The organism is Anoxybacillus sp. CHMUD (assembly GCF_013096965.1).
Taxonomy (GTDB): domain Bacteria; phylum Bacillota; class Bacilli; order Bacillales; family Anoxybacillaceae; genus Anoxybacillus; species Anoxybacillus kestanbolensis_A.
Map to the genome: position 1 here is coordinate 1 of NZ_SDLG01000028.1, position 13415 is coordinate 13415.

The 13415-nt window shown below is 38.5% G+C and carries 13 protein-coding genes and 1 pseudogene; 3 read left to right on the forward strand and 11 right to left on the reverse strand.

The features are described 5' to 3' along the window. The first annotated feature begins 135 nt into the window (after nucleotides 1-135). Nucleotides 136-837: a GNAT family N-acetyltransferase gene (locus ETB99_RS13640; protein WP_171700839.1), complete on the forward strand. Its 702-nt coding sequence runs from the start codon at nucleotides 136-138 to the stop codon at nucleotides 835-837. A 626-nt stretch (nucleotides 838-1463) separates the two neighbouring features. On the opposite strand, the gene ETB99_RS13645 is transcribed toward ETB99_RS13640, so the two are convergent. Then, entirely contained in the window at nucleotides 1464-1859 is a 396-nt protein-coding gene (locus tag ETB99_RS13645; protein ID WP_004888889.1) for a type II toxin-antitoxin system death-on-curing family toxin, read from the reverse strand. After that, on the reverse strand, nucleotides 1856-2107 hold the full coding sequence (locus ETB99_RS13650; protein ID WP_004888888.1) for an AbrB/MazE/SpoVT family DNA-binding domain-containing protein: 252 nt from the start codon (nucleotides 2105-2107) through the stop codon (nucleotides 1856-1858). The genes ETB99_RS13645 and ETB99_RS13650 overlap by 4 nt, the downstream gene beginning before the upstream one ends. A 571-nt stretch (nucleotides 2108-2678) precedes the next feature. On the opposite strand from ETB99_RS13650, the gene ETB99_RS13655 reads away from it, so the two are divergent. Beyond that, the gene (locus ETB99_RS13655; protein ID WP_171700840.1) at nucleotides 2679-3542 is read left to right on the forward strand and encodes an SDR family oxidoreductase; all 864 of its coding nucleotides are present in this window, start codon (nucleotides 2679-2681) and stop codon (nucleotides 3540-3542) included. A 166-nt stretch (nucleotides 3543-3708) separates the two neighbouring features. On the opposite strand, the gene ETB99_RS13660 is transcribed toward ETB99_RS13655, so the two are convergent. Both ETB99_RS13660 and ETB99_RS13665 read right to left on the reverse strand, forming a co-directional pair. Continuing rightward, entirely contained in the window at nucleotides 3709-4266 is a 558-nt protein-coding gene (locus tag ETB99_RS13660) for a DUF1524 domain-containing protein (RefSeq protein ID WP_171700841.1), read from the reverse strand. Next, nucleotides 4260-4439 (reverse strand): hypothetical protein, encoded by a 180-nt coding sequence (locus ETB99_RS13665; protein WP_129000827.1) that lies wholly within the window; start codon nucleotides 4437-4439, stop codon nucleotides 4260-4262. Before ETB99_RS13665 ends, ETB99_RS13660 begins: the two co-directional genes overlap by 7 nt. Before the next feature lie 669 nt (nucleotides 4440-5108). On the opposite strand from ETB99_RS13665, the pseudogene mscL reads away from it, so the two are divergent. Beyond that, nucleotides 5109-5473: pseudogene (mscL, locus tag ETB99_RS13670) on the forward strand (large conductance mechanosensitive channel protein MscL). A gap of 109 nt (nucleotides 5474-5582) precedes the next feature. Here mscL and ETB99_RS13675 read toward each other — a convergent pair. The 7 genes from ETB99_RS13675 to ETB99_RS13705 all read right to left on the reverse strand — a co-directional run bounded on the left by ETB99_RS13675 (nucleotide 5583) and on the right by ETB99_RS13705 (nucleotide 13357). Continuing rightward, the gene (locus ETB99_RS13675; RefSeq protein ID WP_171700842.1) at nucleotides 5583-6542 is read right to left on the reverse strand and encodes a bile acid:sodium symporter family protein; all 960 of its coding nucleotides are present in this window, start codon (nucleotides 6540-6542) and stop codon (nucleotides 5583-5585) included. Between the two features lie 87 nt (nucleotides 6543-6629). After that, the gene (locus tag ETB99_RS13680; protein ID WP_171700843.1) at nucleotides 6630-7340 is read right to left on the reverse strand and encodes a response regulator; all 711 of its coding nucleotides are present in this window, start codon (nucleotides 7338-7340) and stop codon (nucleotides 6630-6632) included. Nucleotides 7341-7365: 25 nt separating this feature from the next. Next, nucleotides 7366-8940, reverse strand: coding sequence for an ATP-binding protein (locus ETB99_RS13685; protein ID WP_171700844.1), 1575 nt, complete (start codon nucleotides 8938-8940; stop codon nucleotides 7366-7368). Between the two features lie 70 nt (nucleotides 8941-9010). Beyond that, a complete protein-coding gene (locus tag ETB99_RS13690) occupies nucleotides 9011-10537 on the reverse strand; it encodes a tripartite tricarboxylate transporter permease (RefSeq protein WP_171700845.1) in 1527 nt (508 codons plus the stop codon). Nucleotides 10538-10554: 17 nt separating this feature from the next. Beyond that, nucleotides 10555-11010 (reverse strand): tripartite tricarboxylate transporter TctB family protein, encoded by a 456-nt coding sequence (locus tag ETB99_RS13695; protein ID WP_171700846.1) that lies wholly within the window; start codon nucleotides 11008-11010, stop codon nucleotides 10555-10557. 163 nt (nucleotides 11011-11173) lie between these two features. Beyond that, nucleotides 11174-12199, reverse strand: coding sequence for a Bug family tripartite tricarboxylate transporter substrate binding protein (locus ETB99_RS13700; RefSeq protein ID WP_171700847.1), 1026 nt, complete (start codon nucleotides 12197-12199; stop codon nucleotides 11174-11176). A 657-nt stretch (nucleotides 12200-12856) separates the two neighbouring features. Further along, nucleotides 12857-13357 carry a GNAT family N-acetyltransferase gene (locus ETB99_RS13705; RefSeq protein ID WP_132948748.1) on the reverse strand — a complete coding sequence of 167 codons (501 nt, stop codon included), beginning with the start codon at nucleotides 13355-13357 and terminating at the stop codon, nucleotides 12857-12859. Between the last annotated feature and the right edge of the window lie 58 nt (nucleotides 13358-13415).

Below are 13415 nucleotides of genomic sequence, written 5' to 3' on the forward strand. Positions count from 1 at the left end.
AGCGTACCCCGTCAATGTAAGATATACACATATTTAAGAAATAATGTTAGAAACTTTGTCGAAAAATATTTTTTTGACACCCCTGAAACGGCTACAACCGTTGATATATCAACATTTATAGAGGGAGGATAATCGATGAAAATTCTTTATGAAGGGACATTGAAACAAGGCGATCGACGATTCACGGTTCTCCCGTTATCTATTGATCATTTGCAGCAAATATTAACGTTACAGGACATTGTCATTGAATCATTGGAAAACAAAGAAATTTTACAACCTCTTACGTCAGAAGAATACCAATATATTTTAGAAGGAAACGGTCTAATGATCGGAGCGTTTGCGGAGGAACAGCTTATCGCGTTTCGCGCTCTCTTAGTCCCTTCGATTGACGAAGAGCATTTAGGTTTAGATATCGGGTTAAGTGAAGAAGAGTTATCACGTGTCATCTATCAAGAAATATCGATTGTACACCCAGCTTATCGCGGGAATCGGCTGCAGAAAACATTTGCCTTCCTCATCATGCAGCAATTAGAACAACTGGACAACACATACGATTATGTTTGCTGCACGGTCTCACCTTTTAATATTCCGAGTTTAAAAGATAAATTCGCTCAAGGAATGGAAATTGCTGCGTTGAAAGAAAAATACGGCAATCGATTACGCTATATTTTTGTAAAGAAATTAACAGAGGAAAAGCCAAATTGGAGCGACTTCGTTTCCCTTCGTATGGGTGACATCTCCGGTCAGCAAGCTCTTCTCGCGGAAGGCTGGCGCGGAATCGCAATGGAACATCGTGATGGCGAGTATTGGGTTCGTTTCGGTAAAAAAGCGAAGTAATCCAAAGAAGGCTTTCAAACAACATACAAATTGTTGAAACATCTCCTGTACAATTTTTTATTCGGATCGAGAAAATGTTTACGATCAGCTCTAACTTTTCCTTTACAAACTGCCGATAGCGTTTTTCAGCTGATTTAACTCTACATTCGATATATTTTTAGATAAGGTAGGGTTTCTCCTTTCTCTGAAGTCCAATCAGAGAATCCCCTACCTTTTTTATTTATCCTAGCCCAATACTTGATACAAAATTTTATACATCAACCACAGGCGCAATAGATTCATTATATAAAATAGAACCTAGCATTTTTCTTATACTTCAAAACATAATTATATAGATTCAAGTTGAGTTTCCGACATATCTCATCATGAATAGAAGACCGCTTTTCTGCCATAGGCGGCAAATTTAATCTTGGTTCATTTTTTCCACTAGAATCTTTTCTATCTAGAGTATTTAACATGTTCACCAAGAAGTCTCCCACCTCTAAGCAACGTGTAGGTGGGAGAGGTTCATTAAAAATACACAATAAAAAAAGCTGACTGATTTTACGGTGCAGCTTTCTCATTTCTATACAATCAATCTTTGACAAAATTCAAACAGGGACACACATGTAATCGCCATACAAATATTAATATTTACGTTCAAATGCATACTCTTTGATGGTTGCAACAATTTGCTCGAACGAATATCGATGATTCACTACATCAACAACAAATTCAATGGCATCATCTTGCGGCATCGTAAAATAGTATCCATTGTATTTTAAAAATTGAACAAGTGCTACAAAGGCAGTTCTTTTGTTTGCATTATGAAAACAATGGTTCTTAGCCAAAGACTCAAATAATGCTGCCGCTTTTTCAAAAATAGTAGGATAAGCATCCTTACCAAACACACTTTGTTGCGAACGGTAGACAGCCGATTCTAACAATGCAGGTTCTTTTATCCCTTTCAGCTCATTTGGAGAATATTTTCCAATAATGAAAAAATTAATCGCAACGACTTCTTCTACGGTTAGATATCTCATCGATCAATAAGCCCCTTGATGGTCTCATCATATTCTTCAAGAGTTTCGTTTAATACTTCAAAAAAATCTTGGGAGATTCCTTTTGGCAAATCAACTTTTTTACTTTTCTTTATAACAATTTTATCCTCTTCAAGCTCCATTTGTATTTCATCTCCTTGATGAATACCAAGCTTATTTAGAAACTCCATTGGAAAGGTAACCCCAAGTGAATTGCCAACTTTTAATACTTTTCGTTCTGCGCTTAACATTTACCTCACCTCTTTATTATAACTGTTATAACAATTATAACACGAATTAGATTTATAAAAAAGGTTATAGAAGAAAATCTTGAAGTACAACGTTCCACTCCAAATAAGCTTTTGTAGACTAAATTCAAAGTTTTATTTTCTAATTCAGCGATTCTATGCACCAATTGCCTTATTAAATACTGTCTCACAGTTTTTTGAACCGATATCGAAAGCTTTTGCACCACTCAATAAAGCTGATTACAATCCATTTTTGAAATACTTTTTGATCTCGCTTTCCACCCTATCTCTATTTACAGAAACGAATTATAAACTCCCCTTGCGAACAGTGCCTGGCACTGTTCGCTAAATTTGACTTTCATTTTCGATGTAATTATAATGGCTGCAACGAGAAGTTGAGTAGTCATTTCTCCATTGCAGATCATATCTTAAAAATCGACTCTTCAAAGAGCTCATTTTTTCGTGTTAGTTGTAACCGATTTGATTATAACGATGTCTATTCTTGCGGACGTTGTAACCAAGATAGTTACATTTGCTCTGAAAAATTTATGAAAAGAAAGGAAGGATATTTTCAATGTCAATCGTCGTTACTGGCGCTACTGGTCAACTCGGAGGTTTAGTTATTCAACATTTACTCAAAAAAGTGCCTGCAAGTCAAATCATTGCCATTGCCCGTAATGTGGAAAAAGCCTCCGCTCTTGCCTATCAAGGAGTGGAAGTTCGTCACGGCGATTATGATGATTCGGCATCTCTTGAAAAGGCTTTTGCTGGCGCTGCCAAGCTGCTCTTTATCTCAAGTCCGGACACTGATAATACGCTCCGTATCGTTCAACATGCAAATGTCGTAAAAGCAGCCAGAGATGCAGGAGTAAAACATATTGCTTATACTGGGTATGCCTTCGCTGAGGAAGCAAACCTACCCCTTGCACACGTTCACTTAGCTACGGAATATGCCATTCGTACCACTAACATTCCATATACGTTCCTGCGCAATGCTTTATATACGGAATTGTTTGTGAATGAGGGTCTGCGCGCATCCGTAGAGTCTGGAGCACTGGTTACGAATGCAGGAAACGGAATCATAAATTCAGTAACCCGCAATGATCTTGCCTTGGCTGCGGCGACAGTTCTTACAGAGGAAGGACATGAAAATAGGACATATAACCTTGTTTCCAATCAACCTTGGAGCTTTGACGATCTTGCCCAAATCCTCTCGGAGGTTTCCGGCAAAAAAGTCGTGCATCAACCTGTCTCATTTGAAGAAGAGAAAAATATTCTCGTAAACGCTGGTCTCCCTGAGCCTATTGCCGAACTTACGGCAGTTATCTATGACGCGGTTTCTAAAGGTGAAACGTCCAAAACGTCAGATGATCTACAAAAACTTATCGGATCGTTGACCCCTCTTAAAGAAACCGTAAAGCAAGCTTTGCAAATTTAAGGATTGCTTATATACAAATAAGTTGAATAAAAAAACAGGTCACTTAACCGTATATCCAATGTGACCTGTTTTTTTCTTTCTATTCCTTATTCATAGCGAACAGTGCCAAGCACTGTTCGCTATGGTGCGCTTACTATATAAGAATTCATTAAGGTGCTAATAATTTTTATGCATTCATAATCTTGGCAAACTTGCTTTTCAGCAATTCCTTCCGCTTCTCATAGAACTCTTCGAAATTAGAAAAATCTAAGTCAACATCTGGAATATAATGTACTTGCTTATAATGATTTATGTCAGAGACATTATTCTGATCATGAACCCATTCTTTAAATGGTTTACTACTCTTCGCAACATTTTGTCCACCTTCGAGCAATTGTAAATTAGCCAATGTATCCCGCTTAGCAATCCATTCATTTTGTTTTTGTGCATCTAAAGCAAGCTTTTTCAAGGTGTTTCTGTGGAATTGTGAATACGGATGAATATGGTCTTGATGAAACTTGACTTGTCCTAACTTTAGATGCGGATATAACAGAGAAAGAACCATAAACGTATATGGACCTTTTTCATACTCGAATAAATTGTCTAAATCCTCTTCATCAAACCGCAACGTTTTCCCAGCAGGTAATTTTGTATTTCGCAATGTATCAAAAGAAAATTTATTTTGCTTTAACACATAGCCATCCGCTTTTTTCATACGCATGGCATTGCGAATCGTTTCTAGCACTTGATCCCTTTTCCACCAAAAATTTGTTTTAACAAACTTGCAATTAAATACTTGCGAATGTTATTTTTGCCTTCCTTTTGTAAACTCCCGCCTTTAAAAATATGATAAGCAATTGGGATGATAGAGTTACGAGAAATAAGATTCTCTTTACTAAAACCAAATTCAACGAGCAAATCTACCGTTCCTAGCAACGCTTCTTTAATTTTGGACCATTCATTTTTAATTTTGTAAATATTGTATTTGATAATTTAAAATTGAGCCACTTTTGAAGGGTTCGATCACATAAAAAATGAGCCACCTGATTTCCAATTTTCATTACCTCCCTTATGATTGAAAGTGCCTAAACTTTTAATCAGAGGGAGAGAAAAAGGATGATCAAGATGGCTCAATTTCATCATATCAAATTCTTGCATGAGGTAGAAGGGCTATCCCAACGACAAATTGCTCAAAAATTAGGGATTTCAAGAAACCGTAAGCAAATATCTAAAACAGAATGAGGCTCCAACCACTATTCATCGGCAGAAAAACTATCATGGAAAGGAGTATTCCGATGAAACAAAACGAGTCTTACCCATTATTGATCAATGGCTCGAAGACGATCTATATACATCCAAATTGGCATTTTAACCTCTGATTCACACAGCACACCCCATGCGGCGTAACACCTCATCCGGGTGTTGTAGAACGTACTGTTCAAAACGGGTAATCGACTGAGCAATATCGTTTTGATCCTTGTGAAAAACGTTGGCAATCACCTCATCTTTCAACCACTTCCATAACCGTTCAATCGGGTTCAACTGTGGAGAAGATTGTATATACTGAAAGAATTTAAATAGTTTGCGATGCGTGGAAATATTGTCGATTTAGCCATCGGGGGTGATTATTGGCAGGGCATTCAACAATATCTTCCCTTGTCAATGACATGATTATGCCGCTGATTGGACTATTGCTTGGCAGCATCGATTTTAGCGGCTTATCCTTTAAAATCGGTAACGCTGATGTGAAATATGGAATGTTTATGCAAACAGCCGTTGACTTTCTTATTGTTGCGTTTTCGATTTTCCTGTTCGTGAAAGTGTTAAACAGATTGTATCGCCTTAAAAAACAGGAAGAGAAAAAGGAAGCTCCGCCAGCCTTAACAAAGCAGGAGGAGCTTCTTATGGAAATCCGCGATTTGTTGAAAAAACAGCAATTGGAAAGAGAATAACTCAATGCCATAAAAAAACGGAGTCTTCCCCTCGACTAAAGGGACAGGCTCCGTTTTTTGGCGAACAGTGACAGGCACTGAAAAGCAGGTTCGTTATAAAAAAACAGCATCACATTTCGATCGTTGAATTATTGCTTTCTTGTCTTTCACTTTTTTTACGGAAATATGTGGCCACAATCGGTCCAGAGATGTTATGCCAAACGCTGAAGATCGCACTTGGAACAGCGGCAAGCGGCGAAAAATGTGCTGTCGCCAATGCAGCGCCAAGTCCAGAATTTTGCATGCCGACCTCAATGGAGATCGCTTTTTGTTTCGGTTCGGACATTCTTAGCAGCCTTGCAAGCCAATAGCCGATCAACAATCCAAGCCCGTTATGAACAACGACGATCAGGAAAATAATAAACCCGCTTTTCGCAATCGCCTGCTGATTCAAACCAACGACAGCAGCCACGATAGCCACAATGGCAATAACGGAAACGAGCGGAAGAATTTGAACGCTCGCTTTTACTTGCTTTTGAAACATCATTTGAACGATTAATCCAAGGATAATAGGAATAAGTACAACCTTGACAATGGACCAAAACAGAGCCCCAGCTGAAACGGACAGCCATTTTCCTGCAAGCAACAAAATGAGCGCTGGTGTCAAAATCGGGGCAAGCAATGTTGACACGGATGTAACAGCAACCGAAAGCGCTGTATCTCCTTTTGCCAAGTATGTCATAACATTTGAAGCGGTACCCCCCGGACAGCAGCCGACAAGAATGATGCCGAGCGCTACTTCACGTGAAACGGGCAATAAGGTAGCGAGTAAAAAGGCCAAAAGCGGCATAATAAGAAATTGGGCAAGTACTCCAATGAGCACTTCTTTCGGGCGCGTGAAGACTTCCTTAAAATCGTTGGCCGATAATGTCAGTCCCATCCCGAACATGACGATACCAAGTAATGGTACGATGTAAGGAGCGATCCATGTAAATGCTTGTGGCTCAAAAAAAGCAAGAGCCGCGAATAATAATACCCAAATTGCAAATGTGTTGCTAACAAAGTTGCTGAATTTTATAAGAGCTCCCATCTTTCCTTCTCCTTCCAAACGATGATGTAAAGAATATTATATATTTACTATTCAGAAAATTCAAATTGAAATTATCTTAATCCCCTTTTATTCTTTTATTTGATAGATTCGCTCCGGTCTTCCTACAGAGCCGTACGATATATCAGCCGTAACAAGGGAGATAGACACAAGATATTCTAAATATCTTCTTGTTGTTGTTCGGCTCGCCCCGATTTGTTGCCCTACCTCTTCCGCTGTCATTCCATTGTTATTTTTCTTGATGATAGCTATTACCTTATCAAGTGTTAAACGGTTGATTCCTTTAGGAAGGTCTTCATCGATGCTTTCTTTGTTTCCTTTCCCAATCAATTTATCAATTTCATCTTGATTAATCGTTTCTTTTTCATCCATTAATCGATTCATTGTATGATAATACTCTTTATATCTGTTTAATGTCTCTTTAAATCGATCCAACATTACTGGTTTAATAATATAATCAAAAATACCTCCATGTATCGCTTGCTTTAAAGCTTCAATTTCTTTTGCTGCAGTAATCATAATGACATCAATGTTTGTAAAATTTTCTCTAATCCATTTCAGCAATTGAAGCCCTGACATATCAGGAAAATAAATGTCTAACAAAATGAGATTGGGCTGTAAGATTTCAATTTGCTCTTTTGCTTCCCATTCATTCGTTGCAATTCCAATGACGGCATAACCAGGCACTTTCTCTACAAACCGACGATTAATTTCGGCAATTCTCTTATCATCTTCAACAATTAAAATTTGTATAAGTTGAGCGTTTTCGTTTAACACCATATATCCCTTAACTCCCCCTCATTTTTTAATATTTTGGAATAACAATTGTGAAAATCGTACCTCCTTCAGGGCGTGTATCAAATGTAAGATATCCATTTAAAGTTCCCAAAGCCTTTTTTACTAAATCAAGTCCATATCCTCTCCCAGTTGCTGCTTTCGTAGAAAAACCTCTCTCAAAAATTTTCTCGCGAATCTCCTCGGAAATACCAACACCCGTATCTTCCACCTCAATAATTAAATCTTTACCAAGATCCGTTAAAAATACTGTAACTTTTCTATCTTTTTGATGATTTTGTAAAACCGATTCCATCGCATTATCAATAATATTTCCGATAATGGTCACAAGGCTATCTCGGTTAATTTTTTCCGGGACGTCTTTGAAGCTGCTTTCACGATTAATATCAAATTTGATTTTTAATTCATTAGCCCGATTGAATTTGCCAATTAATAATCCTCCAATAATTGGATCAGGGATTTCATTCATAATAAATCGAATTAAATTTTGTTGAATGTTCGATTCTTTTGTAATTAATTCAAGCGCATCATCGTATTGTTCCAGCTGAATAAGACCTGAAATTAAATATAATTTATTAGAAAATTCATGTGTTTGTGCCCGAAGTGCTTCAGCATAGCTTTTCACTTGTGCAAGTTCCTGAGTTAGTTGATAAAGCTCCGATTTATTTCGAAACGTTGAAACAGCACCGATGACAGCGCCGCTGTTGTCAACAATTGGGATACGATTCGTAATCACAATTTGTTCTCCTACTAACATTTCATCATCATATTCTACCTTCCCAGTCTTAATAATTTCCAATAGTCTTGAGTTTGGAACGATATCAAGAATATGTTTTCCTACAATATCTTTTTCAGGTACATTTAATATCGACATTGCTGTCGGGTTCGCCATCGTAATCACTCCATCGGCATTAATCGAGACGATTCCTTCCCTTATTGCCTCAAGGATTGCCTGTTTTTCTTGATATAGCAATCCGATTTGTTTTGGTTCTAAACCGTGAATGGCTTTTTTCACTCCACGCGCAATCACAATGGAACCAATCACTCCCAATGTCAATGCAATAATCCCGGTCATCAAAACTTTCAATTGGTACGACCATGTGAGCGCATGGACATCTTCAATCAGAAAACCAACAGAAACAAGCCCAATGACATTTCCGGCATCGTCGAATATAGGCGCCTTCCCTCTTATCGAAGGTCCCAACGACCCTACTGCCTCGCTAACAACCGCTTTTCCTGAAAGAGCAGCACCATTATCCCCGCCGACCATTTTCTTGCCGATTCGTTCAGGAATGGGGTGAGAATAGCGAATTCCTTCCGTATTGCCAACGACAACAAATTCTGCCCCGGTTCTCTGACGAACTTTTTCAGCATATGGTTGTATCATGTTCGAGGGCTTCGTCTCTTTAAATGCATGTTTAATAGTTGGACTGGAAGCAACCGCTTCTGCCACGCTCAAAGCCCTTAAGCCGATTTGTTCCTTTAAAGCAACTGATACCATATGCTGGAATAACAACTCTAAAAATAAAATGACGAACAGAATGAGTGAACATATAATGAAAATCAACTTGCTTTGTAGTTTCATAAGCTCCTCCGGATGTTGAATAAATGAAAGAAAGACTAGCTACCTAAGGCAGCAAGTCTTTCTCCTTTTCTTATGCTTCTTCGCTAACAACTAGCGTTTTTCCTCTTAATTTAAGTAAAATCGGTACAATAATCCATAAAAGAGCAATGATAATGAAAGCAAGAGAAATTGGCTTTTCGACAAATACCATAAAGTCGCCGTTTGAGGCAGTCAGTGCTCTTCTCATGTTGTTTTCAATCATTGGTCCAAGCACTAGTCCGAGTACAAGCGGTGCGAGCGGAAAATCGTTAGAAGCTAACAAATAACCAGCTAAACCGCAGCCAATTAAGAGAAGCAAATCAAATGTCGTTACTTGAACGGCATATACACCAAAAATAGAAATAGCAATAATGATCGGAATTAAATACTTCGGAGGTGTTTCGATAATCTTTGCAAACACTTTTACTAAAGGCATATTTAAAATCAATAGCATGAGATTTCCAATGAACATACTTGCAATTAATCCCCAAGCAACATCTGGATGCTCATCAAATAAAAGCGGACCGGGCTGTACGTTATACATAATGAGTGCTCCCATCAAAATAGCAGTTGTTCCTGAACCGGGGATTCCGAGTGTTAATAAAGGAATCATCGCACCGCCAGAGGCTGCGTTATTGGCTGACTCCGGAGCAGCGACTCCAGCAATCGCCCCTTTTCCAAATTTCTCAGGATTTTTGCTGATCTTTTTCTCTAAAATATAGGAGAAAAAAGAAGCAAGCGTAGCTCCAGCGCCTGGTAATACACCAACAAAAAATCCTAACAAAGAACCACGAACGATGGACCCTGAACTTTCCTTCAATTCTTGTTTCGATGGGAGAATTCTGCCAACTTTAGCAACTTCTCCTTCATTTTGTTCTTTATGAAGAATGGCTTTAAATACTTCACCGAGTGCAAACAAACCTACAGCGATTGTGAGAAATTCTAAACCGCCATAAAGAACAGAAATATCATACGTAAACCTAGCCACACCAGATACTGCATCAATCCCGATTGTCGAAAGTAATAACCCAAAAACTGTCATCATCCATGCTTTTGTCATCGAATTTCCCGCAAGTCCGCTCACAGCAGCCAACCCAAGCAGCATGAGTGAAAAATACTCAGCAGGTCCAAATTTTAACGCAACTTCAGAAAGCGGTTTAGCAAGAAGTGTAAGTGCAATGAGCGCTACTATTCCAGCAAAAAACGAACCAATTGCCGCAATCGAAAGAGCTGAGCCCGCTCTTCCTTGCTTCGCCATCTGATAACCATCTAATGTCGTAACAACTGAAGAAGATTCACCTGGTGTATTTAATAAAATGGAAGTCGTTGAGCCCCCATACATCGCACCATAATAAACACCGGCAAGTAAAATAATCGAACTTGTTGCTGCTTCAGCTGGCTCTAATCCACCTGTCATCGATGCGGTCACAGGTATTAACAAAGCAACTCCACTCATCGGCCCTATACCTGGTAATACACCAACAGCCGTCCCGATTAATACGCCTATGAATGCAAAAAGCAAATTGTGCGGCAACAATGCCGTTTGAAACCCGTCTAACAAGAAATTGATTACATCCATCGTTCTCGTCCTCCTGTCTAACTAAACCAAATTGGCCATCCTGGTAAAGTTCCTTGCAAAATTTCTACATATACATAATAGACGCCAAAGGAGAACGCTCCTGCTATGAATACCGCTCTTAACAAGTTTCCTTTTTCCATCGTTTGAAATCCGATAATAAGGAAAAGAAAAGTTGTTATCACATATCCTAATGGTTCAAGCAAGATGGCATAAAGAATAGCGGATGCTAAAATAATGAGAAATTTTTTGTATTGCAACTTCTTTTTTGAAAAATGACCAGCCGTGTACTTTAATGTTTCGAGTAAAAGCTTGATGCTAAGCAAAACGAGAATCAATCCTAAAAGAAACGGAAACACATTTGGCCCTACATTGCTTCCATAAGCACTTTTAGAAATTCTAAAACTCTCCAACATAAACGCTGCGCCAATCATAAGAAATATGAGGCTCGCGTAACGATCAAACGTTTTATTCATCACATGCACCTCTTTCGCCATCATGGAAAAAGAAAAGGCTGACCGCTCATGTGTCCAACCTCACGCACCATCCACAATAGATACGAGACTTGCTCAAGATGACTATATATGGCGGCTGTGGGGTCTGACATTTACGTTTAGGCCAGCCCCTGTATATTTTTCCTTATTTATTCATTCCTAAAGATTTCAACATGTCGCTAATGAGCTGTTCCTGTTCTTCTAGGAATCTCACGAAGTCTTCAGGACCTTTGTATTCTGCCTGCCAGCCATGCGCTTCTAATTCTGCTTTCCACTTTTCGTGTTCAGAAAGTTTTTTCAGTGTATCCGTCCAATATTGTTTTGCCTCTTCTGACATTTCTTTTGGACCAAAAACACCGCGCCAAATTGTAAACTCTGTATCGATTCCTAGCTCCTTCATCGTCGGAACATCTTTTAAGTCTCCTTTAAGCCGTTCCGGAGAAGATACGGCAAGCACTTTCACTTTCCCCGCTTTCAAGTATTCCCCTACGGCAGATGCGTCTGTTGCAATTACATCGGCATTTCCACCAAGTAGCGCTGCGATCGCTTCGCCTCCACCGTCGTAGGAAACATATTTAACCGTCTTTGGATCAAGACCTGACTTATAAATCGGAAGAACGGCGATTAAATGATCCATTGATCCCGGACCAGAGCCGCCCGCCACTGTTACTGATTTTGGATCTTTCTTTATTTCCTCAATCACTTGCTGCAAAGAATTAAATTTTGAATCAGCCTTTACAACAATGGCTCCATAATCTTTTGTTAATTGGGCAAGCGGTGTTGTATCTTTGTAACCAAATGGGCTGTTCCCTTCGGCCTTTAAATTGTTGATAATGATCGGCGGAGAATTTACAAACAATTTGTAATCATTCTTTTTATCTTGAGTAGCGTATTCCGCCATGAACACAGTTCCTCCACCGCCAGGTTTATTCTCAACTGTCATCGTTTGCTTAACAAGCCCTGTCTCATTAAGCGCTTTTGTTAATGCCCTAGCCGTTAAATCCCATCCTCCGCCTGCACCTGAAGGCGCAACAACGACAATAGGTTTTTCAGGATAATTGGACTTGGATGTTGAAGCTTTATTAGCTTCGCTAGTTCCACATGCGGTAAGACCTAAACTGAAAATTCCAGCCATAAAAAGCTGCAGCCATTTCTTTTTACTTTTAAACATACTTTTTACCCCCTTAATTCAGCTTATTGATAACGCTTACACTCTTAACGAGAATTATATCAAGAATATTCAGAATTAAAAGATTATAAAAATAAAAAACATTTTGTTCATTAAGTTCATAAGATTACAAAAAAATTGTTCTTCTGACGGTATTTGTCCGAAAGATTAAGAGATATAAGCAGCTGCAGAAGGCTTATACTTTTTGCTTTCACCAAGATGAAGCTCGTGTTGTACCGATGTCGTAATATTGTATTAGGGATTTCGTTGGTAACTAAGCGAAAAACGGGATGTTGTTACAGCAGTGACTGCAAAGTACTAAAAGCAGGGATATCGTTTATAATTAAAACAAGTTGAAACTTTTTGGAAGTTAAAGCGAAATATAATAAGGAGAAGTTTTGAAAAGGGAGAGGATTTTAATGAAAGAAGAAATCAAATGGGGTTCACCTTTAAGCATGGCGTGTTTAGGAATATTTTTAGGCGGTTTGGGATTCTTTTTGAAAGCTATTTGGAGTACTTTTCTTTAAGAAACATTGTCCAAAGTTAACGATTCTGGACCATTTTCTGCATGATTCTAGCAGCGGAGAACGCTAGCTAAGTGTTAAATAAGGTAATCTAAAAAACGCTCGGATTTCGTTTTCCAAGCGTTTTTTGATATTTTTAATATAAAATTTTAGCCATATAATACTCATCCATAAAGAGGCCATTGACAAGCAATGAATGTTTTTTTGTCCCTTCTATTTCAAACCCCATTTTTTTATACAAAGCGATTCCTGCTTGATTCTGTGTCATGACCGTTAACTCTAAACGATGTATATTCCGTTCCCTAGCCCAACTTTCTAGCTTTCTAAATAATTTCGTTCCAATTCCTTTACCTCTGTGCTCTTTCAGAATCCCAATCACTAAGTAGGCTGAATGTCTATTTCTTTTGGCATTGCCGCCGAAAGCCATCAAATATCCTACTAGCTTCTCATAATCTTCAGCTACAAATATGGTTGAATTTTTTTGTTTTGAGATATTTTCAATCATTGTCCTTTGCTTTTCTGGAGTGAGCTTTCTTTCACCAGGTTCAAAAAGCATAAATTCGCTTTCATTTTCAACTTGTTGAATTAGGTTCGCAAGCTGTTGAGCATCTTCTAGTCTCGCTTCCCTGATTATCATATGAATCCCCTCTATTTTTTATCTCAAATGAGTCTGTTCTGTCCTGTACAACAACAAA